This is a genomic window from Halapricum hydrolyticum (assembly GCF_025517535.1).
GTDB lineage: Archaea > Halobacteriota > Halobacteria > Halobacteriales > Haloarculaceae > Halapricum > Halapricum hydrolyticum.
The window spans coordinates 99,672-124,531 of record NZ_JAOPKC010000003.1 but is presented as its reverse complement, the minus strand read 5'-3'; the positions used below and the strand labels follow the sequence as shown (position 1 = coordinate 124,531).

Below are 24,860 nucleotides of genomic sequence, written 5' to 3'. Positions count from 1 at the left end.
GGAGGTGAGGACATGACCGCGAGTCCGCTGGCCGTCGGCCCGCTAGGTGTGCTGCTCGTCGGTGTGTTGCTAACGTACGTCGTGGCGGCCGCGCCGGATCAGGAGACGGTCGCCGGCTGGGTCGCGTCGCTGGTCTGCGTCGTCGCGTTCGCCACGACTGCCGTACTGGCGACCGGCTCACTGCCGAGGACGGCGTCGGTGCTGGGCAGCGAGGGCGCGGTGGTAGTCACACACCTGGGCGTGCTCGTGGCCGGGATCGCCACGTTCGTCGGGGCCCTCGTGTGTGTCGCGTCCGTCCGGTTTCTCGACGCTGGCCAGGAGACCTACTACCCGCTCGTGGTCGCGCTCGTCGCCGGCGTCGTCGGGATCGGCTTCGCCGCCGACATGTTCACGCTCTATCTCAGTTTCGAGCTGCTGGCCGTCGCGAGCTACGCGCTGGTCCCGTTCAGACTCGGACGAGAACGAGCGGTCGCCGCCGGCACCCGGTATCTGATCATGAACGTCGTCGGCTCCGTGCTCGCGATCGTCGGCATCTCGCTGGTCTACGCTCAGAGCGGTGGCGTCCTCGCGTTCGACGCGCTGGGTCCGGCACTCGTCGCCGCGGAGGGTCAGCTCGTCGATCCGCTCGCAGTCGCCGTGCTATTGTTAGTCGTCGGGTTCGGCGTCAAGGCCGCGATCGTCCCGTTGCACGCCTGGTTGCCCGACGCCTACACCGAGGCACCGGCGGCCGTCAGCGCACTGCTGGCGGGGGTCGCGACGCCCGCAGCGCTCGTTGCAATCGTCAAGTGCCTGGCCGTCTTCCCCGGGTCGATCCCCAGCGGCCTCCTGCTGGTCGGATTCGGGGTCGTGACGATGACCGTCGGCAACCTGCTGGCGCTGCGCCAGCGCGAACTCAAGCGGTTGCTCGCCTATTCGAGTATCCCCCACATCGGCTATATCGTCGTCGGCCTCGGCGTGGGCCTCTACGGCGGCGGTGTGCTGGCCTTCGACGGGGCCTTCTTCCATATCCTGGCGAACGCCCTGATGAAGGGCGGGGCGTTCCTGGCCGTCGGCGCGATCCTCTATCGGTTGCGCCGGGCGGACCCGGACAATCCCGGGACGATGGACTCACTCGCGGGGGTCGGCTACCGGATGCCGATCGCGGCCGGCGCGCTCGTCGTCGGCGTCCTCGCGCTCGCCGGCGTCCCGCCGCTTGCGGGCTTCTGGGGAAAGCTGTTCATCGTCGTCGCGAGCGCCGAGGTCGCCGGCACGGCCGGGATCGTGCTCGCGCTCGTCGTCGTCGCCAACTCCTTTCTCTCGCTGGGCTATTACCTGCCGTTGCTCCGGAGTCTGTTCGCGAGCGGCGACGAGTCGCTGGCGACGTTGGGACCCTCGCCACGAGCAATCGCGGTCCCGCTGGTCGCGGTTACGACGCTGACGATCGTCGTCGGGCTCGTGCCGATGTCCGGCTTCGAGATCGTCCATCCGGCCGCGGAGGCGATGGCTGACGCGCTAACGGGGGTGGGTTCGTGACCTCGACAGTCGGCATCGCCGCACTCGCGGCGATGCTCGTCTTCGCGGTTGCGGCCGTCGGGCTTCGAGACATGATCCGGGTCGTCTCCGCGCTGGCGCTGTCGAGTCTCGCGCTGGCAGCGTTCCTGTTCGTCGAGGGGATGGCCTACGCCGCGGTCTTCGAGGCGACCGTCGCCGGGGGGCTGGTCTCGATCCTCTTCCTGCTGGTGATCAGCATGACCGACGACGACCACGTCGGGTACGTCCGGGGACGAACCGCCGTCCTGGCTGGCGGCGCGGGGGCGGTCTTCCTCGCCGCGCTGGGGCTCGCCTGGCAGGGGCTCTCAACGATCACGCTGGCGGAGTCGACAGCAGCCACCGAGCCGTTCGTCGAGTGGTTCTGGGCGGCCCATCCGCTGGACGTGCTGCTGGTGACCGTCCTCGTGTTCGTCGGCGTGCTGGCGATCTCGCGGCTCACGACGCCGCTCGCACCGCCGGAGAGCGAGCGGGCTCCCGGCGAGGCCTCCGAAGCGGCGGAATCAGGCGCAGTCGAAACGGAGGAGATAGCATGACAGTCCCACTGGGTGCAGCACTGGCGATGCTGGCTGTTGGATTCGTCGGCGTCCTGGCCGGCAGAAACCTGCTGAAGACGCTCGTCGGCATCGAACTCACTTCGAAGGCAGCGCTGGTGATCTTCGCCGCGACCGACGCGGCGAGCCAGGGGATCGTCGTCCTGCTGATCCTCGTCGACGCGATCGTCGTCGCCGTCGTGATGGCCATGGCCGTCGCGGTGTATCGCCAGTACGACACGCTCGATCTCGACGCAATGGGGGCGATGTCATGGTGACCTCGAACGTCACGGTCGAGAACACGACCGCGGCGTTGCCGGGACTCGTCGCTGCCGGCGTCCTGCTCGGAGCCGTCGGCGTGGGAGTCGAGGGGAGCGGTCTCGCGACGCCCGCGGTACTCGCGCTGGCCGCGATCATCGCGCCGCTGGTCGGTGCGGCGCTCGTGCCGGTCACAGCGCGCGCCGGCGACCGCGCGCGGGCCTGGTTCGCGACGCTGGTCGGCACGCTCACCGGCGTGTTGACCCTCGCGCTGGTCCCACAGGCGCTGGAGGCGACGGGGAGCGAATCCGTCCACTACAGCGTCTCCTGGGCGGCCGCCGTCGACGTCTCCTTCGGGCTGTATCTGGACATTCTGGGCGTCACGATGGCCGCCATCGCGGGCGTCGTGGGGGCGCTCGTCCTCCTGTTCTCGACGCGGTTCATGGAGCGCGAGGACGGGCTGACTCGCTACTACGCGCTGACGCTGTTGTTCGTCGGCGGGATGATCGGGTTCGGTCTCAGCGACTCGCTGGTGGCGCTGTACGCCTTCTGGGAGGTGCTGGGCCTCTGCTCGATGGGGCTGATCGCCTTTTGGCTCCGGGATCGGACCTCGACCCGCGCCGGGATGAAGGCCTTCGTCGTCACGCGCTTCGGTGACGTCGGGCTGCTCGCTGGGATCGCGGTCCTGTACGCGCACACGGGGACGTTCTCCGTGCAGGAGACGATCGCGCTGGCCGAGGCCGGAGGCGTTCCGACGTGGGTGCTCGCCTGGGTCGGCGGCCTGTTCGTGCTCGCGGCCGTCGGCAAGTCCGCGCAGTTCCCGCTGCACGTCTGGTTGCCCGACGCGATGGAGGCCCCGACGACCTCGACCGCGCTCATCCACGCGGCCTGCATGGTCAACGCCGGGATCTACCTGCTCGCCCGCACGCGACCGCTGTTCGAGTCGGTTGCGTGGTGGCACACGCTCGTGCTGGCCGTCGGGACCGCCACCGCGTTCCTCGCGGCAGTGCTTGCGACCCGAGAGAACGACTTCAAGCGCGCGCTGGCCTACTGTACGATCAGCCAACTGGGCTACGTCTTCGCCGCGCTCGGGCTGACGCACGGACTCGTTCCGGCGACCGCCCACCTGCTGAGCCACTCGCTGTTCAAGGCACTGCTGTTCCTCGGTGCCGGCGCGGTGATCTACGAGATCGGCGGGAGTGTCCACAAGCACGTGGACATGTTCGAGCACCGCGGCATCGGGTCGCGCCAGCAGATGCCGGTCACGAACCTGACGTTCCTGGTCGGGATCCTGGCGCTGATCGGCGTCCCCGGGTTCAACGGCTTCTGGACGAAGGAGCTAATCCTGGGAACCGGACTGCACGGCAGTCCGATCGAAGTCGCTGCGGGGGCGGTCCTGGCAGTCACGGCCGTCCTCACCGTCGTCTACTCGCTGCGGATCTACGTCCTCGTGTTCACGGGCGAGCCGTCGACAGACGCCGGCCGGGTTCCGATCCGGATGGCGGTACCGCTGTTCGTGCTGGCGGTCCTGACGCTCGGGTCGTGGGCTGCCGTCCCGTCGTTCTCGCAGGCGCTGGCCGAGACGGTTCCGGCCCGCGCGGTCGAGACCTACACGCTGTCGAGTTTCGTCGACCACGTCGTCACGACGTCGACGCTGGCGTTGACCGGCACGGTTCTCGTCGCCGGGGCGGTCGGCTTCCGGTACCGGGCCGCGATCGCCGGCGTCACGCCGACGTTCGTCACGTCGATCCTGGATCGACGCTACGGGTTCGACGACCTCTATCTGCGGTCGGTCGGCGCCTACGCGTGGGTCGCGTCCCGGAGCCGGCGCCTGCAGCGCGGCCACACGAACTCGACCGTCGCCGCGATCGCGCTCGCGTTCGCCGCCGGCCTGGCCGTGCTGGTCGCTCTGTGAGACGGGTTATTGTACGTCCCGTCCGCACCGACCGCGGGGCGGTCGAAGCGGTACAATAATCCGTACGAGAACTCGTTCGAGCGTCACCGGGAAAGGAATGCGCGTCGGTGCTGCGTCACCGGCGAACGGAATGGGCGTCTGTTCTGCGTGGCTGCACGAAGTTCAGGCGACGCGTCAGGACTCGACCAGCGCCGTCTCGAGCAGTTGCATCGGGTGTTTGACCTCGTAGCCGGTGCCGTGTTCGATCTGGGCGCTGCACATCGGACACTCGGTCAGCGCGACCTCGCCCGGGGCCTCCTCGAAGGCCTCGAACATCTCCGCGCCGATCTCCATCGAGTCGTCGTACTTCTCCTCTTTCCAGCCGTACGTGCCGGCCAGGCCACAGCAGACGTCGCCCGTGTCATCGAGTTCGACGCCGTCGACGTCCGCGAAGAGTTCGGTGATGATCCCCTCGACGCCCATGACCTCGCCGTGACAGGGGGCGTGGTAGGTCATCGCCGGGAAGTCGACGTCGGCGGCCTCGAGTTCGGCTTCGAGATCCTCGTTGACCCGGAGGTACTCGACCGCGTCGAACATGTGCGAGGCGACGTCCTCGATGCCGTCGATGTCGAACAGTTCGGGGTACTCCTTGCGCAGGGCCATCGAACAGGAGGTGCAGGTCGCGATCAGGTCGTAGCCGTCCTCGACGAGCGAGCCGAAGGTGTCGACGTTGCCTTCGGCGACACCACGGGCGTCCTCGAGCATCCCGTTCGCGAACATCGGCGTGCCACAGCAACTCTGTTCGGGCACGGCGATCTCGTAGCCCAGCGACTCGTAGAGCCGGACCATCGACTTGGCGACCTCGGTCTGGTGGTAGTTGGCGTAACAGCCGTGGAAGAACGCGACCTTCTTGTCCTCACCGTCCTCGCCGCGCGCCTCGCGGGCTTCGCGGGCTCGTTCGGCAGAGGTGGCGTCGCCGCCGCGGTCGCTCCACCAGCCCCGGAAGGTCTGAGTGGCGAAATCGGGGAACGAGCGCTCGCTCGGGAAGCCGAGCAGCTTCTCGTTCAGCCAGCGCGTCGCCCCGAGCCCGAAGACGGCGTTCGAAATCCGGGGCATCATGCTCCCGAGTTTCCCCAGCGTGCCGTAGTTGGCCAGCATCTTGTTGCGGAGGAACTCCCGGGAAGCGTGGTTCATCTGGTTGTCGACGTAGTTCGCCCGGGCGACGTTGTGCATCTGCCCCAGCGGGACGCCGTTCGTACAGGCGGTATCACACCGCATGCAGTTCAGACACTTGTCGACCGACTCGTCGAACTCCAGGTCGCCCTTGCGGGTGAGTCGCCACTGTTCGGGCCCCTGGAACTTCGGTCCCGGGAAGTCCTCGTTGACTTCCGCGACCGGACAGACCGTCTCGCAGTTGCTGTTCTTGTCACACTTGTCGACTCCCGGGCGGAGGTCCATCTCCGTCGCTTCCGGGAACAGGTCCACGGGATCGAACGTCTCGGATTCCTCTGGTTTGCTCATGTCAACTCACCTGCCTCACTGCCGGCCACGTATCCTGTGGCCAGCGAGACGCCACAGCCGGATTTCTCGGTGGCGAAGTCGTAGCCGCCGATCACGTTGCCGGCGGCGCGAAGGTTCTCGAACTGTACCTCCTCGTCCGCGACCGGGCGCAGGTCGTCGTCGACATCGACGCCGAAGGTCGTGTACGCGTGGTCGCCCCAGACGTCGTCCGCGAACCACTCGTAGCGGTCGCCGGGGTGCTCGACCGGCAGGCCGAAGATCGGTTCCTCGACGACGTCTCGGTCGGACTCGATCCCGCCGCCGACGGGGCCGCCGGTCGCCAGCACGTACTGTTCGGCCTCGTAGGCAACCTCCGAACCCATCCGGTCCATGAGCACCTGTTCGACCCGGCCACCGTCGGCGTCGTAGTCGACGATCGGGTTGCCGGACGTGATCCGGACCCCGGCGTCCTCGGCCGCGTCGTAGAGGGCGTCTTCCAGCCGCAATCCCGGGAGGCTCGGCGGCCCGGTGGGTACCTCGAAGACGTCGACGCCGAGCCAGTCCTGCAACTCCGTCCGGACGGCCTCGTGGCGGGCGTCACCCAGCAACGCCGTGAAGCCGACGCGCCGCTCGTCTTCAAGGACGGTCTCGACGCGATCGGCAAGCACCTCCCGGACGGTTCCGGCGTCGGTCGACTCGTCGCGGTCGAGCGCCCGGGCGTAGCGGGTCACGTCCGCGTCTTGCGGGAACGATTTCGGGAAGCGGACGGTCTCGCCGCGCACGTCGAAAGGCACGTCGACGGCCGAAAGGTGATCGGCGGCCATCGGTGCGTCGAAGCCGGTGACGCTGTCGATGCCGACAAGCAGCATGTCCCGGTCGTCGCTGGCGAGCCCCGGGGCGATCGAGCGCGGGTATCGCGCCGTCGGTTTGACCGAACCGGCGTGGGTCGGCACCAGCGCGTTCGCCTCCGACTGGCTCCCGAGATAGCCATCTCCGACGGCGTCGTCGAACAGCGCCAGTCCTTCGCGGACGGCGTCGGCCCCGACCTTGCTGTAGGGATGCTCGGCGGGGAGTTGCGCGATCGCGTCGTACGGATCGGCACGCGGCGCGTCGTCGCCCGGGGCGTATCCCAGTACGTCGACGAGACCGCTCGCGTTCCCGAGCGTGCTCTGCTTGTAGGTGACCAGACGCGTGCGTGCGCCCGCCTCAGCGGCCGCGATGGCGCTCGTGAGACCGGCGATACCGCCGCCGATCACCAGCACGTCGTCTTCAATCGCCATCTGACTCACCTCCGTCGGCGACGGCCCGGGACTCGAACGCGTCGAAGTCGACGCTGACGTCGGTGGGATCGCGATCGCGGTTCATGGTACTTGCGTGCACGGCGTGGTTGAGCGTCGCCTGCGAGAGTTGCTCGCCCCAGAGCGCGTGGCGCTGGCCCTTCCAGCGTTCCTGATACAGCTCTTCGAGCGCGGCCCGGGCGGTCTCCTCGTCGTACTCGGGGTGGAGTTCGGCCGCCAGTCGATACGCACAGGTACCGCCCTGGCAGGTCCCCATCGACGCCCGCGTCCGCTGGCGGACGGCGTTGAGGTCGGTTCCCACACTTTCGATCGCGTCCTGGACCTCGGCGCGGGTCACGCCCTCGCAGTCACAGACGACGGGGTTGGGGTCCGCGCCAGAGAGCACGTCGTCGTAGCGGCTGCCGAGTCGCTGCTTGTTCCGACGGGCAACCGGCGAGCGCAGGCCGTAGCGATCCATCGCATCGCTCAGCACCGCGTCGTCCTCGCTGCCCGGGAGCGGTTCCTCGGCCGTCCGACACTCGGCGTCGACGCCCAGCAGGTCACAGACGTGGTCGGCACAGTCCTCAGCCATCTTCCGGTAGGTGACGAACTTCCCGCCGACGACGGTCGTCAGGCCGGGCGTCCCGTCTCGCTCGTCGTGATCGAGCACGAAGTAGTTCCGCGTGATCTGTTCGGTTTCCTCGGTACCGGTCCCCGGCGGTTCGTACAGCGGTCGCACGCCCCAGTATGATCGCAGGGTCCGGGCGTCTTCGAGGATCGGTGCCATCTTCGACATCTCCTCGATGAGGAAGTCGACCTCCGCTTGCTCCTCGGGGAAGTCCTCGGGGTCTTCGACCTCCTCGTCGGTCGTCCCGAGGATGGCCGTGGTCTCGTGGGGGACGATGATATCTGCGTTGCCCCGCGGCTTGCAGCGGTTGATCACCATGTCGACCTGCCGGACGTTCATGATGGTCATGACGCCTTTCGCCGGGATGACCTCGACGTCGAGGTCGGCCATCGCGCCGATCTGCCCGGCCCACGCCCCCGCGGCGTTGACGACGTGGTCGGCGTAGATCTCCTCGATCTCGCCCTCGTTGCCGTGGACACGACTCCCCGCTCCGGACTTGTGCTCGACCTCGACGCCGACGACCTCGCCGTCCTCGACCAGGAGGTCGGTCACTTCCGAGTGGGTCTCGATCCGTGCGCCGTGGTTCTCCGCACTGACGGCGTTAGCGACACAGAGCCTGAAGGGGTCGATCGCCCCGTCGGGGACCCAGATCGCCCGTTCGAGGTCCTCCGAGAGGTACGGTTCCATCTCCAGGGCCTGCTCGGCGGTCAGTTCCTCGGCAGGGATATCACACTCCAGACACCCCTCCAGTTTCTGCTGGAAGTACTCGTCGTCGTCCTCGGGCATCTGGACGAACAGCCCACCGGTCATCTCGACGCAGTGGGAGGCGATGTCCCGGAGGATCCGGTTCTCTGTCATGCAGTCTTCCGCGCTGTGCTGGTCGGTGACGGCGTACCGGCCACCGCTATGGAGCATCCCGTGCATCCGGCCGGACGTCCCGTGGGTCAGGTTCCCCTTCTCCACGAGCGTCACGTCGACGCCACGCATCGCGAGGTCGCGCGCGATCCCGACGCCGGTCGCGCCGCCCCCAATGACGATCGTCGATGGATTATTCATCGGTTCTCGTCGGGACTTGGTAATCACCCTACTTTAGTTTACGTGCGCTCCCCCAGTTACTGGTAAAGAATAGTATTGTACATCCTCGTCTGTTTCGACGGAGTAACCACTCGTCCGCCCAGGGGTTTTCCGCGCCGCTCCCCCCGATTCTGAGGATCGTCCGTGATCTCGGCCGGATAAAGTAGTGTGCGTTTGAGACACAACCGAACTATCAGGGCGATCAGACCGCCAGACAGCCCAGCGGCCAGCGTCGGCGCACCAGGCGAGCGAACGGCCGCACAACGGAGGTCACAGTGCAAACGGCAGGAAGATGTGGTAGTCATCGGCACACGCGCAACCGTCATCCGCGTCCGGCGAGTATTGTACAGTATGAACGACACGAAGCAGGACCGATCTGACGGGGCGGGAGACGCGATCAAAGCGCAAGCGACGACACTCGGAAACAGCCCGACCAGCAGTGTCCACGACGACGTTCGTGCCAGTGCAGCCGAAGGCGCCACAGGCGAGCCCGGGGCACGATGACCGAGTTATCGACGACGCGGCGACGACTCCTGGGGGCACTGGGCGCGGCCGGCCTCGGCGGACTCGCAGGTTGTACGGGAATCGGAGCGCTGTCGAACGACAGCGACGTCCCGACTGCGACGCCGCGTTCGCCGCCATCGGGGCCGGCAGACACCGCTGCGACGGTCCGGGCAGCCCCGGCACAGGCGGCCAGCGGCCTGTCTCCCGACACCTGGATCTACAGCGGGGGGTTGCCCGGACCCGAACTTCGGGTCCCCGAGGGCGACGTGTTCGAGGTCGAGCTGGCGAACGACCTGCCCCGGGAGACGACAGTCCACTGGCACGGCGTCCCCGTGGCGAATCCGATGGACGGCGTCCCGGGCGTCACCCAGCAGCCGGTCGGATCCGGAGAGTCGTTCACCTACCGGTTCCGGGCCGAACCGGCCGGGACCTACTTCTTCCACAGCCACGTCGGACTCCAGCTGGACCGGGGACTGCTTGCACCGCTGATCGTCGAAGAGGCCGACCCTCACGTGGAGTACGACCGGGAGTACACGGTCGTACTCGACGATTACCTCGATAGAGCGCCACAGCCCCTCTACGAGGGGACCGATAGCGACGGGCGCGGTCCAGGCATGGGTGGCGGTCCCGGCATGGGTGGCGGTCCAGGTATGGGCGGGATGATGGGCGACAGACGACCGCCGTACGCCGCTCTGCTCGCCAACGGTCGTCCACCGGCCGATCCCCAGCGGCTCGACGTTCGGGAGGGCCAGCGCGTCCGCTTCAGGTTCATCAACGCGAGCAGTGCGACGTACTTCCGGGTGAGACTCGGCGGCCACCCGATGACGGTCACGCACTCCGACGGCCGGCCGGTCGACCCGGTCGGCGTCGACTCGTTCCGTTTCGGCGCAGGCGAACGGTACGACGTGGTCGTGGACGCGACGAACCCCGGAACGTGGGAACTGCTGGCGACGGCCCTCAACGGGAGCGAACCGCCTGCCAGAGCGCTCCTGTCGTACGACGGAGACACCTCCGCGCCGGTCGCACCGTCCGTCCCGAGACGGGAACTCTCCTACAGTGACCTCGTCGCACGCACGCCGATCGACGGACTCGACGGGAGTCCGGACCGGACGTTCGACCTGACGCTTTCGGCGGGCCAGTCCGGATGGCTGATCGACGGGCAGGCGTACCCGGACGCCGACCCCCTCCGGATCAGAGAGGGCGAGCACGTCAGGGTCACCATGCGGAATCGGAGTCCGGTCGTCCACCCGATGCACCTGCACGGCCACTTCTTCCGTGTCGGGAACGCGGTCAAGGACACCGTCGTCGTCCCCGGCCACATGGGGACTGTGACGTTCGACTTCCTCGCCGACAACCCCGGCAACTGGCTGTTCCACTGCCACAACCTCTATCACCTCGAATCCGGGATGGCTCGACTCTTCCAGTACGTCGAATAGCACTGCTGGCCCGGATCCCGACGCCCATTGACGCCGTTCGAGGCGACGTGCAGAACCCGGTCGACCGTTGGTGTCGCGCCTCTCGATCGCCGGCTACCACATCCCCCAAGCGCTGACTGCCGCGGCGCCGGATCACTGACTGCCGCGTTGCCAGGCCGGCGATTACCGCGTCGCTTAATCGGTTCAAGCCCCAATCGAAGCCGATGGCAGAGTCAGCGGTAGACGGTCCGGAGGCCTTCACCGCACTGGGTGCGGCCGTCCGGGAGGCGCTGTCCGAGCGCGGCTTCGAGACGCCGACCGAGCCACAGCGTCGCGCAATCGGACCGATCGCGGGGGGCGACCACGCGCTCGTCATCGCTCCGACCGGGACGGGCAAGACAGAGACGGCGATGCTGCCCGTGCTTGACGCGCTGGTAAAAGAGGAAAGCGAGGACCGGTTCGGGATCGGGGCACTGTACGTCACGCCGCTGCGCGCACTCAACCGGGACATGCGCGACCGCCTGGAGTGGTGGGGCGAGACACTCGACCTGGACGTCGACGTCCGTCACGGCGACACAACCGACTACCAGCGCAGCAAGCAGGCCAACGATCCGCCGGACGTGCTCGTCACGACGCCCGAGACGCTACAGGCGATGCTCACGGGGAAGAAGCTCCGGCGTGCACTGGAAGACGTCGAACACGTCGTTGTCGACGAGGTCCACGAACTGGCCGCCGCGAAGCGCGGCGCACAGCTGACGGTCGGGCTGGAACGCCTGCGCGAACTCGCCGGCCCGTTCCAGCGGATCGGCCTCTCGGCGACCGTCGGCGATCCCGAGGAAGTCGGGAAGTTCCTCACCGGCGATCGGGGCTGTCAGATCGCTGAAGTCGACGTGGGGAGCCGCCTCGACGTCGAGGTCCGCGAGCCGCGGGTCACCGACGAGGACGAGCGTCTCGCCGGCCAGCTGATGACCGACGCCGACGTGGCCAGCCACGTCCGCGCGATCGACGAGATCATCGACGAACACGACTCGACGCTGGTGTTCGTCAACACGCGCCAGACCGCCGAGGCGCTGGGTTCGCGGTTCAAGAAACTCGGCACCGACATCGGCGTCCACCACGGATCGCTCTCGAAGGAAGCCCGCATCGACGTCGAGGATCGATTCAAGTCCGGCGACCTCGACGCGCTCCTGTGTACCTCCTCGATGGAACTGGGGATCGACGTCGGTCGCGTCGATCACGTTGTCCAGTACAACAGCCCCCGTGAGGTCCGCCGGTTGCTCCAGCGGATCGGCCGGGCGGGCCACCGCCGGGATCTCGTGTCCGCAGGGACGGTGATCACGACCCGGCCGGACGACACGCTCGAAGCGCTGGCGATCGCCCGCCGGGCGACCGAGGGTGAGGTCGAACCCGCGGCGATCCACCACGGCAGCCTCGACACCGTCGCCAACCAGATCGCCGGTCTCGTCATGGACTTCGGCGAGATCCGGGCGATGGCTGCCTACGAGATCCTCACCCGCGCCTATCCGTTCGCCGACCTCGGGGAAGACGAGTTCAAGCAGGTCGTCCGCGAACTGGCCGGCAACGACGTGATCTGGCTCGACGAGGACCGCGACACCCTCGAAAAGCGCCGGGGCACCTGGCAGTACTTCTATCAGAACCTCTCGATGATCCCCGACGAGGCCACCTACACCGTCGAGGACGTCGCTTCCGGCGATCGCATCGGGACGCTCGACGAGCGGTTCGTCGTCAACTTCGCCCAGCCCGGCGAGATCTTCATCCAGCGCGGGGAGATGTGGCGCATCGTCGAGATCGACGAGGAGGAGGAACGCGTCCAGGTCAGCCCCGTCGCCGACCCCGGCGGCGAAGTGCCCTCCTGGGTCGGCCAGGAGATCCCCGTCCCCTTCGAGGTCGCCCAGGAGGTCGGCGAGATCCGGGACGTGGCGGGCACGCAGTTGCGGGGCGGCGCGACGCCCGAAGCGACGGCCCGGGACCTGCGGCGCCGCTATCCAGCCGACGAGCACACCATCGCGAACGCGCTCGGTCCGCTGGATCGCCACGAGGCCGCGCTGCCGACCGACGACCGGATCCTCGTGGAGTTCCGGGGCCGCGAGCTCGTGATCAACGCCCACTTCGGTCACACCGTCAACGAGACCCTCGGACGGCTCGTCTCGGCCATGCTCGGCCAGCGGACCGGCTCCTCAGTCGGCATGGAGATCGATCCCTACCGGATCGAACTGGAGGTGCCCGGCGGCGTCGCGGCCCGCGACGTCGTCGAGGTGCTCGAGGAGACCGACCCCGACCACCTGGAGGCGATCATCGAGCTCAGTCTCAAGAACGCCGACGTGCTCAAGTTCCGGCTGGCGCAGGTCGCGACGAAGTTCGGCGCGCTGAAACGCTGGCGCGGGAAAGGGAGCGGTCGCTTCGGTCGGGATCGGCTCCTCGCGGCGCTGGAGGACACTCCGATCTACGACGAAGCACTACGGGCGGTCCTGCACGAAGAGCTGGCAGTCGAGGGAGCGAGCGAGATTCTCGAAGCGATCCAGTCGGGCGCGATCGAAGTCGAGACCGTCGGCGAGCGTACGCCGATCGGCAGGGGCGGCCGCTCGAGCGGGCAGGAGCTGCTGGCCCCCGAAAACGCCGACGCCAGCGTCGTCCAGACCGTGCGCGAGCGCATCCAAAACGACCGGGTGCTGCTGTTCTGTCTGCACTGTCAGGACTGGGAATCCAGGCGGACGGTCAAGACCGTCAGCGACCAGCCGGAGTGTCCCCACTGCGGGTCGACCCAGATCGCCGCCCTAAATCCCTGGGCTGACGAGGTCGTCTCGGCGGTAAAGGCGGACGAGAAGGACGACGAACAGGAGAAACAGACCGAGCGGGCCTACCGGGCAGCGAGTCTCGTCCAGAGCCACGGCAAGCGGGCGATCATCGCGCTTGCGGCCCGCGGCGTCGGGCCACACAACGCCGCCCGGATCATCAACAAACTGCGGGAGGACGAGGACGACTTCTACCGGGATATCCTGGCGCGGGAGCGCGAGTACGCCCGGACGAAATCCTTCTGGGAGTGAGCGGCTGGGCGGTTTCGGGTTATTCGCAAAATTCGTCTGAAAATCCTGAACTAACAGATATCCTGCCGTAATTATCTAATACCAAATATATATATTTAGTGCATCGGGAAATCACACTCCGACAATGCGCACTCGCCACGTGACCCTCGCCGTCGTTGCGGCACTACTCGTCGTGGCGACGCTTGCTCCCGCGGGCTCGACGACCCCACCACCGGAAGGGGTCTGTGGGATCTGTGGGCCGGAGTTCGAGCGGGCAGCCGAGGACAACGGCGTGAACGCCACCGTCACTGAGAGCAGTCTCACCGTCGAGATCACCGCCGACGGGGAGAGTTACTGGACGGCAACCGCGACCCTGAATCGGGACGCCGCCGAGCGGTTCGCCGAGAACCGAACGCTCCTCTATCGCACCGTCGATCAGAGCTACAGTTCGTACCGGACCGTCGTGGACGACCCGGAGAACCTCTCGGTGGCGCTTGCCGACCGCACCGTCACGGCCACGTTCACGGCCTCGGACGCTACGCACCGATACCCGGGCGGTGTGCTGTTGTTCGACGGCTTCGCTCGCTACCCGCCCCACGGCGCACCGTACATCAACACGGACGCGCTCACCGTCGAAGGCCCGTCCGGGACGGCGATCACCCACGCACCGCCAGGGGGGACAGTCAGCAGGAACCGGGCCGTCTGGAGGCCCGGCGACGACAGGCAACGATTCGATTCCCCGCTCGGCCGCGAGGCGACAGTCGCGTTCGCTCCCGACGACGGTCTCCTTGCACAGGCGGTCACTGTCGGCGCGGTTCGGCTGCACGCACTCGGGATGATCGAGTCGGAGCTGCGCGCGTACGCCACGGTCCCGGCCGCACTTCTCGCGCTCGTCGCGACCGGACTGTTGCTCGCCGGTGATCGTCTCCCCGAAACGCTCACGCGGGGACGGGCAGTCCTGCGATGGCTCGCCGCAGGCGGCGGCCTGTACGCTGGCCTCACCGCCGTCGTGGCGCTGGCGGGCAACGGTGTCGGGGTCGTCCTGGGAGTAGTCGGCATCGGACTGATTCCGCAGGCGCTCTCGACGGCCACGGCCGCCGCGCTCGCCGACTTCGTGGACGAAGGTACCGACCGGAACGTCCCGGGAATGGCTGCGGGCGCGGTCGCGGTGTGGACGCTCGCGCTGCTCGTCGGTGCTCGAGTGGGCGGACTGCTCGTGCTCGTCGCTGGCCCGCTGATCTTCCTGCCGTTCGGCGTCCTCGCCGCCGCGGGGCATAGAGGCCGTTTCCTCTTCCCCTTCATCGCCGCGCTCGGGGCGGTCGCGGCTGCGCTTTCGTTCGTGCCTCGCTCCGGGGTCGTGTTCGTCACGCCGGCGATGTTTCTGATGCTGTCGATCGGGACGGCGCTCCTCGGCACTCCGCTGTTCGCTATCGGACAGCGATTCGGAAACGCTTCGTCTCGGTGACGGTATCGAACTGCGCTACCGGCGATACATTCGTGGGGCTATAAGTTCGCAGCGAGACACGCGATCCAGCCCGATATCCAACGACGGCCACGCTATGACCGCCCTCCTTGTCCGAATAAGGTCCGTTCCACATTGAGAGGATTGGCGGATTGTCGTTACCGATTGCTTGCTCCGTGTCGTGTCGCAAACGGATGTATTCATTCGCTGCAGCGTGGCAATTCGTTCTGGGTGTGGAGGGTGGATCAGTCGGGTGTCGTGGCCTCTGATCCGTTCCAATTGTAAGTAGTGACTTTAGATTCCTCACCCATATGTAATCGGGTATACCTGACGAATACGTCTGCCGTTTTGAAGTTTATCTCGTCTTCAACGCCGAGCGTCGATCTGTTTAGCGTGATCGTGTCGTTGGGTGTCAGATACGAACCAGATTCATATCCGAGAGACGTGAGATTGTGGCGGCCGTTGATTGCAGCATAGGGTTCTCCAGTCCGTCCGTTACTTGCGTTACAAATGATGACCGTCAAATTGTGCACGCTTGCATTATCTCCCGATTTATGGACTATTGTAAGGCTATCCGAGCCGTTGCTGTCGAAATTCTCAGTATCTAACGTTATATATTTCCAATCTGGTCCAGATGGACTGGGACCCTCAACAAACAAGGCGACCGTTGCTGCGAGTATTACTGCAACGATAACAACCCCGACGATACCAACGATCCATACCATGTGATTGGTTTTTTGTTTCATATTTATAGTATAATATTTATATTATTATAAAATTTTTATATGGAGGTATATGGGACGGTGATTCTGTGTCTATGTCCAGACTTTCGTGAGCAGAGCACCGAGCCAGTTACCGTGGAGGACTCGGTCTGGGTCTGTTGCGTATCCGTTGTAGACTTTGTAGTAGAAGTCAGTACACAACGGGTTCCACAATGAAGCACACGATTCAGTCCGATATCCAACGACGGCCACGCTATGACCGCTTTTTGTGCCCGAATAAGGTCCGTTCCACATTGAGAGGATTGGCGGGTTATCGTTGCCGATCGCTTGCTCCGTGTCGTGTCGCAAACGGACGTATTCATTCGCTGCAGCGTAAGAGTGATTTCCTTCTTCATAGCTTTCGATTCCGTCCGGGATATTATCATAGATATTGTTTTCTTGAGAAGCTAAGTCGAACGGGTTTCGGGGCGGTTCGGGAAGCGTTACGCCATTATCGTTCGTCCCTAGATCAACGTGAAGTCGATCGATCAGGGCATCAGCCTGGTCTTGGTCATCGTCGTTAAGACCCTCGTGATATCCAATCACCATTGATGCTGCAATGGGTGTACAGCCGTCCCACCCATCCCAGCTATCCGCCCCATCACCATAGTTCGTAATAGAAGCACCCCCATCGTCGTCTTCTGTCCAGTTCGGCACTTCACCGGCGACTTCGTCGTCGGTCCCCCCTGACCAGTCAGGGGCATCACCCCCACCTATGTTTGAGAGACCGATATTTGAGGAGGACCGCAGCCCAGATTTGTCACTGGGCAAGAGCGATCGCCGGTCTTCGACTGGAGCAAGCGACGTTACAGATCGGCTTCGAAGGTCAACGAGGCGTCGGTCCGTTGTTTCGACACCGAATTGGGTGCCACCCTGGTAGAGGAACCGTTTGTGAATCGAGTTCCCGTTAGCCTTTGCTACCTGTATCGCATCGTCAACATTGCGCTGTGGTGCCTCGCTTTTTCCGTATGCGAGTACCGGAGATACGGTCTGCTTTGCGTCGATCGCAATGTATCCGACGTCGTCCCCGCGGTTCTCGATCGGAAAGACCCATGCCCTGGGCGTATACACGATAGAGTCGCCGTCTGCCACCTTCGCGTAGAACAACTCCGGAGATTTGACCCCTTGCTCGCACCACGTGTCGAATTCGGTGCGTGTCCCGATATGACCGACGGCTTTCTTCGCGATCTTTCGAGCATCTCGCTGCGAGACATCGCTCTGCTTTTTCTTGCCTGTGGCGAAACCTGTAACCCCGATTAGGGAAGCCCCACCGACAGCCGCATTCTTGAGAACGCTTCTTCTTGTCATCCCCTCTTCCCCAGACATGACAGAAACAACTCCGAAAGAGTTAGTTATAATACTTTCTATTTTTATTCAGAGTATGTAATATTGTGTCTATTTAGAATGATCTATAGAATGAGCGGCTGATATCTACAGCTCTGAATAGGATAGTCTAAGAGCCATAGGAAAAGTTCGAGTCCCCACTATCGGGACGACTCGGTATCCTCGCACCCGACCTCGTCGTCCAGCCACGCGGCGTACACCTCGACATGTTCCCGTCCGGCGTCGGTCAGCTCGTAGACGTCGCTCAGCCCCTCGGTTCGGGACCGGACGTGGCCCAGTCGTTCGAGCGCTTCCATCGCGCCGTAGAACTGCTTCGGATCGATCCGCTCGCCGTAGCGACGTTCGAGCGCCGTCTTGAGCTTCTGTGCGGGCACCCCGTCTTCGCCGTACAGCAGGACGCAGAGATCGCGGCGACGGCCGCTCTGGAGCCACTTCATACCCGGACGATCGGCGGCGGGCCACAACTCGGTTGCGCTTCGGGTGGCGTATAGATCCTATCTTATATCTTCACACTAGTTATATAGTAGACGAAAATAAGATAGAAATTTATATATGAATGCTCTCTATAGAAGTCAAATGCGATGGATCGACGGTCGATTCTAAGGAAATTGGGGGAATCGGTGGCAATCACGGGTGTGGGTACTATGTCAAGAAGTGCCGACACTGGCACGCCAGATATTTCTGAAGCAGACGCAGAAGAAATGTTAAAACGAGCCGCCGAAAAGGATGCAAAACGATGGCGACAATCCAATTCGCAGGGAATGGATGCTACAACTTCTGCTATCCCGGTGAATGAAAATAGAAAACAGCGGTCTAGTCCTCAGGGAGGGAATGCCGCAGCGCCAATCATTCCAGCCGATCGCGGTAGCCACGTGCGAAAGGTTCTGAATGAACTTGAGCCCAAAACACGGGCCGCTGTACTCGAGGACAGATTGGTAGTTGAATCGTATCAGACATCAGAGCAGGGAATATCCACATCAGAGCGTGTTCCAGTTGACCCAAGTGGAACAACTAATGAAGCATTCGCTTCTGGAACATCTATCCTCTACTATGATCTGGGTGCCGTCAAATCTTGGGTGGCTAAATGGCATCAGAGAGTTGATTATGGATGGAATGAAGAAAATAAGATAACATATATTGATGAGCGGTACTGGGGTGAGACCTCTACTGGGGGCAAAATTGACCAGTGGAAACAAAAATGGAGCAAGAAGGCTGCTGAGTCTGGTGGCAAAGGTGAGTCAAGATACAGGCTATTCACCAAAGCTCAATATGCAATGTGCTTCGGCTTCTACCCGGTCCAGAGCTGTACAAACCATACGACTCTGTGGGTGGATATGTCAGTGGAACCTGGGGCCGGGAATGACGATATCGAAACACGTTAACGTGCAACGATGGCTGCTGAAATAGATGTTAATGATACGTCTTCCTCAGGGTCTCCCATCTGGGATGCAATAGCTGGTTGCTTGCTCCTGCTCCTGATCACACTTATTTTGTTGCGGGTAGACTCCATAATCCTCGCCACAGCGGTCTGTATCGGACTGTTATTCTACGCCCCGAAGTATATTTCACGGATCCAGTATGACGGCATTGACAGTCAGATTATTGCCGGGTATTACGTTTCATTGCTGGCTTTCGTTTTCTTTTATTAGCAAGCCGGGATGCCTATCCCATCGGGCAGGTACATCGAGCACGGAAGACGCCGCGCATGCCAGCATCTCCCGCGGAACGCTTTTGCGACGGAGACACCTACAGTCGAACAACAATGGGTATCGGCGGCTCAGACATGTACCGGCAGCAGATCCTCGATCACTACAAGAACCCCCGCCATTACGGGGAGATCGAGGACGCGACGTTCACGCACGTCGGCGAGAACCCGATGTGTGGCGACACCATCGAGATGGACGTGGTGCTCGACGACGACGAAGAGACCATCGAGGCGGTGGCCTTCCGCGGCGACGGGTGTGCGATCTCCCAGGCCTCGGCCTCGATGCTCAGCGAGCGACTGCCGGGCACCTCGATCGAGGAGTTGCGGGAGATGGACCGCGACGACATCATCGACATGCTCGGCGTCGAGATCTCGCCGATGCGGGTGAAGTGCGCGGTGCTGGCCGAGAAGGTCGCCCAGGACGGCGTGGAGATCTATCTCGGCGAGAAGGATCTCGACAGGACGAAAACCGAAGACGACGACCCGGACGTCCCCGAGTAAGACCGCTGGCGACGCCGACGGCGAGCCAGCGGGTCGTTTTGTACTAAATTTTGCGACGAGTGGTTCCCACAGTGAGCGGCGTAGCCGCGAACGAGGAAACCCGAGGAGTAAAATTTAGGCGTGGAGATCTATCTCGGCGAGAAGGATCTCGACAGGACGAAAACCGAAGACGACGACCCGGACGTCCCCGAGTAAGACCGCTGGCGACGCCGACGGCGAGCCAGCCTATGTGTCAGGTGCGGTGACGATGTCTGTCTCTTCCTCGCCGTGTTCGATCGCCACGCTGTGACGAGTGTGGCGGGCGTGTGTCTCGGCCCACCGTCTGGCAGCACTCTCCTCGAGGCGTTCGACCGTCTCCGGGCACTGGCGACAGCTCGCCTGCCAGGTCGCGATCCCGTCGGGGAAATGGCCCGTGTGTCGGTGATGATCCAGCGCGAACTGCTGGATCGCCTGGTTGCCGACGGCCAGCTCGTCCAGTTCGTACGCCAGGTCCCAGGAGCGATCGCAGCGATCGCAGGTGATCGTCGGCGTGTCGTCGATCTCGTGATTGCCGGGCGCGTCGTCGATCTCGTGGCGTCTGGGAGCGTCGTCAGGCTGGCGATCGAAGTCGTCCGTCACGTCTGTCCGTCGTGGCTCCAGGCTCTTCTCGCTTTGGACGTTCCGACCGAACTTCGAGATCGCTTTTATATGGACCGTTGTCAGTCCCCTCCGGATCGACCACACGAAGGAGTACAGTCGTAATCGTTACAGCGGTCACTATCAGTCCTGTGGCAGGCTCTCGGCCGTCGCTTCAGTTGTCACGGCTTCGGGGCTGTATCGCTCCCACAGTACCAGCAGGCTCGGCAGGACGAGGAGGCTCACCAGGAAGGCGGTGAGCAGCGCGACCACCACGATCAAGCTGAAGCTCTGCAGTTGCGGATCCGGGACGAGCGCGATCGTCGCGAACGCGCCGGCGGAGGTGAGCGTGCTGCCGAGTAGCGCGCCCCCGGTTCCGGTGACCGCGGCTTCCAGCGCCTCGACGGTCGTCTTGCCCTCGCGACGCTCGTCGGCGAACCGGTCGCCGATGTGGATGTTGTAATCGATCCCCAGCCCGATGACGAGACTCATCAGCAGCGCCGTCAGCAACGTCAGCGGGATCGACAGGAGATACATTCCGCCGATCACCAGTCCGAGGACGAGCGCGATCGGCACGGCGACAATGAGTCCGAGCGTCGCACTCCCGTGCATGGCCCGGAACGCGACTGCCATCACCAGCGCGATCGCCGCCAGCGCGATCGTCATCGTCTGGAGGATCCCGCCGACGATCGCGTCCAGGACAGCCACGTTGACAGCCACCGACCCGACGGCGGTCGCCGTCCGGTCGCTGTCGCCCTCCATGCGATCCGCGCCGGCTTCGAGGTCAGCGACGGCCTGGTCGATATCCGCGAAGTCGGCGTCGAGTGCGACCCGGACGAGCATCGAACGGTACTCGCCGTCGGTCCGTTCGAGCACCTGGCCGGCGAGTTCGCTGTCGGCCTCGTAGAAGGCGTCGTAGACGGGCTTGAGATCGCGGTCGGGGATCCCGTCACCGTCAGTGTCGCGACTCTCGTCTTCGAAGACCGCTCTGAACGCCGGATCTCGCTGCGCTAGCGCCTGCATCGCCGTCACGGGCGAAGTGACGGCCCGGACGCCGGGCTGGTCGAGAAGCACGCCACGCTCGCTTATCGTCTCGACGCCGGCCTGGAGATCAGTCAGCGTGCCGTCGGCGGTCACGTCGCCCTCGATCAGTATGCGTTCGCGAAACGCGTCGTCGGCAGTAGCCGGCTGATAGACCGCCTGCACGTGGTTCAGTCGCTCGGCGACGGGATGAGTGTCCCAGCCGATCGGGTCCGGGAGGCTCTGTTTCCACTCCGCGACCTCGCCGTCCGGTTGCTGGAAGCTCTCCTCGTCGAGGTCGGTCCAGGCGACCGCACCGAGCGAACCGATCACGAGGGCGACGACCAGCACGATCGGCGCACCGCGGCGAGCGAGCGTGACCGTCCTCGACAGGGCCGGGCGCAGAAACCGGCCGTGTCCCAGCGCGCGCTTGTGTCGATCCCAGCCGAACCGTTCGAAGAGACCGTCGATACTGATCTTCAGCGCCGGGACGACGGTCACGAACAGCAACAGCGACGCGATCACGCCCAGCGTGATCGAGACGCCGAGATCGCGGATCTGTCCCAGCGGGTTGACGAGGTTCGACAGGAAGCCAATGGCCGCAGTGACCGTGACCAACACGAGTGCCGTCGCGACGAGTCTGACCCCACGGTTCATCGGCTCGCGGATCCCCCCGTCGCCCCGTGCGTCGCCCGCTCGCTGTCTGCTCGCCTCGCGTTGCTCACGGTAGCGGTTGAAGACGTGGAAGCCAAAGTCGATACTCAGCCCCGTCACAAGGACGACCGGAACGATGCTGACCAGCCCCGCAGCGACGCCGAGCCAGCCAAGCAGGCCGAACATCCACAGCACCGACAGCAGCACGCCGACCATCCCGACGACGATGTCGATGAGATCGCGATACGTGAACGCGAGCACGCCCAGGATCAACACCAGCGCGGCCGGCAGGACCAGCCAGACCATCTCGCCGAAGAAGTGACTGTTGTACTCGGCGTAGGCGAACTGGTTCAACACGAACAGTCCGCTGTCGGAATAGTCCTGTGCGGTCTCGTAGAGGGCCGCGTCGACGCGGTCGAAGACCCCTTCACTCCCCCCTGCTGCTCCGCTCGCGTTGAGGACGACCAGCAGCCGGCGGTCAGTCGCTGTCGTGTTCGAGGGATCGTGACCGTCGGGCAACAGCCGCAGCGCTTGCGGCTGGTTCGACAGCGTCGATTCGATCTGCGTCTCGACCGCGGCCGGGCTGGCGTCTTCGAGTGTGGCAATCTGCTCGTCGAGCGACGCCGCCGGATCGTCGGCGAGACCCACTGCGACCATGTTCGCGACGTCGGCGATCCCGTCGTCGTGGAGCACCGCTGCGACCGAGTCGTTGTTCAGTACGTCGCGCTGATACCGGAGCGTCTCCAGCAGTGACGTCTTCGAGAGCACGTCACCGTCTTCCTGGCGGACGTAGACCGTCGCGAGCGTCCGGTTGGAGTCCTCCTGAGACGTGTCGTAGTGCTCCGTGACGTAGTTCGCCTTCTGGACGCGATCGATGTCCTCGAACGCCGACGCGTCCGCCCCGGCCTGGCTCTCCGTGTCGAGCATCGGGATGCCGGCCAGCACGACCGCCGAAAGGAGGATCATTACCACCAGCGTGAGTCGATTGTGTTCCGTGACGAAATCGACCGCTCTCGTTAACCCCTCACGTATCATTCCTGTCAGGTCGTTCACTTGCCGGGTAGATATAACTCCTGTATGGACAAACAGCGATAGGTGTCTCAGAAGGGTTTATATACGCCTAGCCGGTCAGAGGATCGCTAGGCCAGGAAGACGTGTCGCGGCGTATCGTCCAGGATCTCCCGGCCCCACTGGACAGTCTCGCGGAAATCCTCCGACCGGAAGAAGGCCATCGCGTCGTCCCGGGAGTCCCACTGCGAGGCGATGAACATGTCGTTCGCGTCGTCATCGTTGACCAGCAGCGCGGTCTCGCGGTGGCCCTCCATCGCTTCGAGTTTCTCGCCGACGGTCCCGAAAGTCTCGACGAACTCCTCGCGGTACGCGGGCTTGACGGTGTAGAACATGCCCATCGTCCCGAAGCCGTCGCCCTCGCCGGCTTTCCGGACCACGCCGGGCACCGACTCCAGGTCGTCGCTCGCCCGCTGTGCGGCGGCCCGGTCTTCCCAGAGGCTGACGACGGCCGCGATCTCACCATCGGGATCGTCGTAGACGGCCGTCTTGACGTGGTCGTCGCCCGCGAAGGACGCACGGAGGTCCTCGACGACCGGCCGGAGGCGGTCGAGATCTGCCTCGGAGTAGACCACGAGCGCGTAGACGTCCTCGCCGTGGGGCTGGCCGGCGTAGATGTTCTGTTCAGCCAGCTGCGACCGGATGTCGTCGTCTTCGTCCGTGCCGGTCGGCGCAGACGTGCTCGCGTCGTCGGCGCCACCGGAGCCGGCCCACCCGCGCGCGCCGGTGTCGATCCCGTCGAGATCGGTCAGGAATCCCGAGGCCGTCTGGGCGGCGTCTTCGGTCGTCCAGAGGCTCGCCAGGTAGGTGTGGCCCCCGCTCGCGCGGACCGCGGTCGTGACGTGCGTGTCGTAGTGGTCGAAGTTCGAGGCCAGCCCCTCGACCTCCCCGGCGAGTTCGGCGGCGTCGCGGTCAGTCTCGAAGACGAGCGCGTACGTCCGCCCCGTGTAGTCCTCGCCTTCGTAGAGCCCGGCTTTGCCAAGTCGGGCATCCATCTCGTCGATGTCGGCGATGGCCTCGCTCCAGGAATCGGTCGTCGGCGGACGGCCGCTGCTGGCGCTGGGATGGTCGTCTCTCTCGTTGTCACCCTCGTCTGTGTCGCCGTGTGGATGGTCGCCGTCCCCAGATCCCTCCGGATGCCCGCTCTCGTCATGCCCGTGACCCTCAGCGGCGTCCTCGGGCGTCGCCGGCGGATGATCGTGTTCGGCGTGTTCGCTGACACCCTCCCAGGGCGTCGAAAGCGGTTCGCCGGCCAGCAGCGCGTCCAGGTCGGCGGGGTCGAAGCGTCGGCCGATCCAGAAGGGGCCGAACTCGGCGAACTTCGAAGAGGAGGGGTCGAACCGCATCTCGTAGAGCAGGTCCTTCACGTCGACCATGTCGTCGGCGTACAGCGTGACGCCCCACTCCCAGTCGTCCATGCCGATCGCGCCGGTGATCATCTGGGTGACCCGGCCGGCGTATTCGCGGCCGATGTCGCCGTGGGCGTCCATGTGCTCGGCGCGCTCCTCGAAGGGCAGATCGTACCAGTTGTACTCGAGGTCGCGGCGCTTGTCCATCGGGTAGAAACAGACGTGCTCTTTCTCGGGGATTTCGGGATACAGGCGCGAGCGCATGTACCGTGCCAGACCCGAATCGTCGTCGAGGTCGCCCTCGATGAACTCCCGGCCACGTTCGGAGTACCCGGAGGCTTCGGTCACCGAGACGAACGACCGGATCTGGTCGGTGAACGTCGCCAGCGCCGTGCGCTCGAAGCGCCGCTCCAGTTCGTCCAGGCCGGCCAGCGTCGGCCGCATGTGAACGATCATGAGATCGCCCTTGTGTCCGAGCATCGAGACGACCATCGAACCGCCTCCGTCAGCGTCCTCGACCGCCGTGACCGACTGGAGGAACTCGATCCCCTCCTCGATGGCCCGATCGCGCGTGCGCTGGGAGGCCTCGTCCCAGGCGGCCCAGTCGATCGTCCGAACGTCGTGTAGCACGTACCACCCCTCGGCCGTCGGCGGTGCGTCCCGTCGCTCCGTGGTCATAATCGTCCGGACTTAGGGCGAGAGCGTAAGGAACCTTGCCTTTCAGGAA

Annotated in this window: 20 protein-coding genes; 11 read left to right on the top strand and 9 right to left on the bottom strand. The window is 64.6% G+C overall.

Annotated features, from left to right (window positions below):
- Positions 1-12: 12 nt before the first annotated feature.
- From OB916_RS05350 to OB916_RS05335, 4 genes are read left to right on the top strand one after another with little or no spacing between them, the layout of a single operon-like run.
- On the top strand, positions 13-1,512 hold the full coding sequence (locus OB916_RS05350; RefSeq protein WP_315908254.1) for an NADH-quinone oxidoreductase subunit N: 1,500 nt from the start codon (positions 13-15) through the stop codon (positions 1,510-1,512).
- On the top strand, positions 1,509-2,063 hold the full coding sequence (locus OB916_RS05345) for a hypothetical protein (RefSeq protein WP_315908253.1): 555 nt from the start codon (positions 1,509-1,511) through the stop codon (positions 2,061-2,063). Before OB916_RS05350 ends, OB916_RS05345 begins: the two co-directional genes overlap by 4 nt.
- Positions 2,060-2,338 carry an NADH-quinone oxidoreductase subunit K gene (locus OB916_RS05340; RefSeq protein ID WP_315908252.1) on the top strand — a complete coding sequence of 93 codons (279 nt, stop codon included), beginning with the start codon at positions 2,060-2,062 and terminating at the stop codon, positions 2,336-2,338. The genes OB916_RS05345 and OB916_RS05340 overlap by 4 nt, the downstream gene beginning before the upstream one ends.
- Positions 2,335-4,233 (top strand): NADH-quinone oxidoreductase subunit 5 family protein, encoded by a 1,899-nt coding sequence (locus tag OB916_RS05335; RefSeq protein WP_315908251.1) that lies wholly within the window; start codon positions 2,335-2,337, stop codon positions 4,231-4,233. The genes OB916_RS05340 and OB916_RS05335 overlap by 4 nt, the downstream gene beginning before the upstream one ends.
- 174 nt (positions 4,234-4,407) lie before the next feature.
- Here the strand turns inward: OB916_RS05335 and OB916_RS05330 are convergent, their stop codons facing one another.
- From OB916_RS05330 to glpA, 3 genes are read right to left on the bottom strand one after another with little or no spacing between them, the layout of a single operon-like run.
- On the bottom strand, positions 4,408-5,733 hold the full coding sequence (locus tag OB916_RS05330; RefSeq protein WP_315908250.1) for an anaerobic glycerol-3-phosphate dehydrogenase subunit C: 1,326 nt from the start codon (positions 5,731-5,733) through the stop codon (positions 4,408-4,410).
- Complete coding sequence (glpB, locus tag OB916_RS05325; RefSeq protein ID WP_315908249.1) at positions 5,730-6,992, bottom strand: glycerol-3-phosphate dehydrogenase subunit GlpB; 1,263 nt, start codon at positions 6,990-6,992, stop codon at positions 5,730-5,732. The genes OB916_RS05330 and glpB overlap by 4 nt, the downstream gene beginning before the upstream one ends.
- Entirely contained in the window at positions 6,982-8,673 is a 1,692-nt protein-coding gene (glpA, locus tag OB916_RS05320) for an anaerobic glycerol-3-phosphate dehydrogenase subunit GlpA (protein ID WP_315908248.1), read from the bottom strand. The genes glpB and glpA overlap by 11 nt, the downstream gene beginning before the upstream one ends.
- Before the next feature lie 369 nt (positions 8,674-9,042).
- Between glpA and OB916_RS05315 the strand changes: the two genes are divergently transcribed.
- The 4 genes from OB916_RS05315 (at position 9,043) to OB916_RS05300 (ending at position 15,119) form a co-directional block, all read left to right on the top strand.
- Positions 9,043-9,195, top strand: a complete 153-nt coding sequence (locus OB916_RS05315; RefSeq protein WP_315908247.1) for a hypothetical protein — start codon at positions 9,043-9,045, stop codon at positions 9,193-9,195.
- On the top strand, positions 9,192-10,631 hold the full coding sequence (locus tag OB916_RS05310) for a multicopper oxidase family protein (protein ID WP_315908246.1): 1,440 nt from the start codon (positions 9,192-9,194) through the stop codon (positions 10,629-10,631). Before OB916_RS05315 ends, OB916_RS05310 begins: the two co-directional genes overlap by 4 nt.
- Positions 10,632-10,834: 203 nt before the next feature.
- Positions 10,835-13,675, top strand: a complete 2,841-nt coding sequence (locus OB916_RS05305) for a DEAD/DEAH box helicase (protein ID WP_315908245.1) — start codon at positions 10,835-10,837, stop codon at positions 13,673-13,675.
- Positions 13,676-13,799: 124 nt separating this feature from the next.
- Positions 13,800-15,119, top strand: coding sequence for a hypothetical protein (locus OB916_RS05300; RefSeq protein ID WP_315908244.1), 1,320 nt, complete (start codon positions 13,800-13,802; stop codon positions 15,117-15,119).
- A 242-nt stretch (positions 15,120-15,361) separates the two neighbouring features.
- Here the strand turns inward: OB916_RS05300 and OB916_RS05295 are convergent, their stop codons facing one another.
- The 3 genes from OB916_RS05295 to OB916_RS05285 form a co-directional block, all read right to left on the bottom strand.
- Positions 15,362-15,862 (bottom strand): type IV pilin, encoded by a 501-nt coding sequence (locus OB916_RS05295; protein WP_315908243.1) that lies wholly within the window; start codon positions 15,860-15,862, stop codon positions 15,362-15,364.
- A gap of 69 nt (positions 15,863-15,931) precedes the next feature.
- A complete protein-coding gene (locus OB916_RS05290; RefSeq protein WP_315908242.1) occupies positions 15,932-17,203 on the bottom strand; it encodes a hypothetical protein in 1,272 nt (423 codons plus the stop codon).
- Positions 17,204-17,361: 158 nt separating this feature from the next.
- Positions 17,362-17,658 (bottom strand): PadR family transcriptional regulator, encoded by a 297-nt coding sequence (locus OB916_RS05285; protein ID WP_315908241.1) that lies wholly within the window; start codon positions 17,656-17,658, stop codon positions 17,362-17,364.
- Between the two features lie 144 nt (positions 17,659-17,802).
- Between OB916_RS05285 and OB916_RS05280 the strand changes: the two genes are divergently transcribed.
- The 3 genes from OB916_RS05280 (at position 17,803) to sufU (ending at position 19,427) form a co-directional block, all read left to right on the top strand.
- Entirely contained in the window at positions 17,803-18,603 is an 801-nt protein-coding gene (locus OB916_RS05280; RefSeq protein WP_315908240.1) for a hypothetical protein, read from the top strand.
- Positions 18,604-18,612: 9 nt separating this feature from the next.
- Complete coding sequence (locus OB916_RS05275; RefSeq protein ID WP_315908239.1) at positions 18,613-18,870, top strand: hypothetical protein; 258 nt, start codon at positions 18,613-18,615, stop codon at positions 18,868-18,870.
- 113 nt (positions 18,871-18,983) lie between these two features.
- On the top strand, positions 18,984-19,427 hold the full coding sequence (gene sufU / locus OB916_RS05270) for a Fe-S cluster assembly sulfur transfer protein SufU (protein ID WP_315908238.1): 444 nt from the start codon (positions 18,984-18,986) through the stop codon (positions 19,425-19,427).
- 225 nt (positions 19,428-19,652) lie between these two features.
- Here sufU and OB916_RS05265 read toward each other — a convergent pair whose 3' ends face one another.
- The 3 genes from OB916_RS05265 to OB916_RS05255 form a co-directional block, all read right to left on the bottom strand.
- Positions 19,653-19,994 (bottom strand): hypothetical protein, encoded by a 342-nt coding sequence (locus OB916_RS05265; RefSeq protein WP_315908338.1) that lies wholly within the window; start codon positions 19,992-19,994, stop codon positions 19,653-19,655.
- 192 nt (positions 19,995-20,186) lie between these two features.
- Entirely contained in the window at positions 20,187-22,682 is a 2,496-nt protein-coding gene (locus OB916_RS05260) for an efflux RND transporter permease subunit (protein ID WP_315908237.1), read from the bottom strand.
- Between the two features lie 173 nt (positions 22,683-22,855).
- Positions 22,856-24,811, bottom strand: a complete 1,956-nt coding sequence (locus tag OB916_RS05255; RefSeq protein WP_315908236.1) for a heme-binding protein — start codon at positions 24,809-24,811, stop codon at positions 22,856-22,858.
- Positions 24,812-24,860 lie beyond the last annotated feature (49 nt).

Bases quoted from the DNA above. Each gene is read 5' to 3' on its own strand.
- glpA (WP_315908248.1), bottom strand. From the start codon at position 8,673: ATGAATAATCCATCGACGATCGTCATTGGGGGCGGCGCGACCGGCGTC.
- OB916_RS05330 (WP_315908250.1), bottom strand. From the start codon at position 5,733: ATGAGCAAACCAGAGGAATCCGAGACGTTCGATCCCGTGGACCTGTTC.
- OB916_RS05285 (WP_315908241.1), bottom strand. From the start codon at position 17,658: ATGAAGTGGCTCCAGAGCGGCCGTCGCCGCGATCTCTGCGTCCTGCTG.
- OB916_RS05260 (WP_315908237.1), bottom strand. From the start codon at position 22,682: ATGATCCTCCTTTCGGCGGTCGTGCTGGCCGGCATCCCGATGCTCGAC.
- glpB (WP_315908249.1), bottom strand. From the start codon at position 6,992: ATGGCGATTGAAGACGACGTGCTGGTGATCGGCGGCGGTATCGCCGGT.
- OB916_RS05300 (WP_315908244.1), top strand. From the start codon at position 13,800: ATGCGCACTCGCCACGTGACCCTCGCCGTCGTTGCGGCACTACTCGTC.
- OB916_RS05305 (WP_315908245.1), top strand. From the start codon at position 10,835: ATGGCAGAGTCAGCGGTAGACGGTCCGGAGGCCTTCACCGCACTGGGT.
- OB916_RS05290 (WP_315908242.1), bottom strand. From the start codon at position 17,203: ATGTCTGGGGAAGAGGGGATGACAAGAAGAAGCGTTCTCAAGAATGCG.
- OB916_RS05255 (WP_315908236.1), bottom strand. From the start codon at position 24,811: ATGACCACGGAGCGACGGGACGCACCGCCGACGGCCGAGGGGTGGTAC.
- OB916_RS05315 (WP_315908247.1), top strand. From the start codon at position 9,043: ATGAACGACACGAAGCAGGACCGATCTGACGGGGCGGGAGACGCGATC.
- OB916_RS05340 (WP_315908252.1), top strand. From the start codon at position 2,060: ATGACAGTCCCACTGGGTGCAGCACTGGCGATGCTGGCTGTTGGATTC.
- OB916_RS05350 (WP_315908254.1), top strand. From the start codon at position 13: ATGACCGCGAGTCCGCTGGCCGTCGGCCCGCTAGGTGTGCTGCTCGTC.
- OB916_RS05280 (WP_315908240.1), top strand. From the start codon at position 17,803: ATGGATCGACGGTCGATTCTAAGGAAATTGGGGGAATCGGTGGCAATC.
- OB916_RS05295 (WP_315908243.1), bottom strand. From the start codon at position 15,862: ATGAAACAAAAAACCAATCACATGGTATGGATCGTTGGTATCGTCGGG.
- sufU (WP_315908238.1), top strand. From the start codon at position 18,984: ATGGGTATCGGCGGCTCAGACATGTACCGGCAGCAGATCCTCGATCAC.
- OB916_RS05275 (WP_315908239.1), top strand. From the start codon at position 18,613: ATGGCTGCTGAAATAGATGTTAATGATACGTCTTCCTCAGGGTCTCCC.
- OB916_RS05310 (WP_315908246.1), top strand. From the start codon at position 9,192: ATGACCGAGTTATCGACGACGCGGCGACGACTCCTGGGGGCACTGGGC.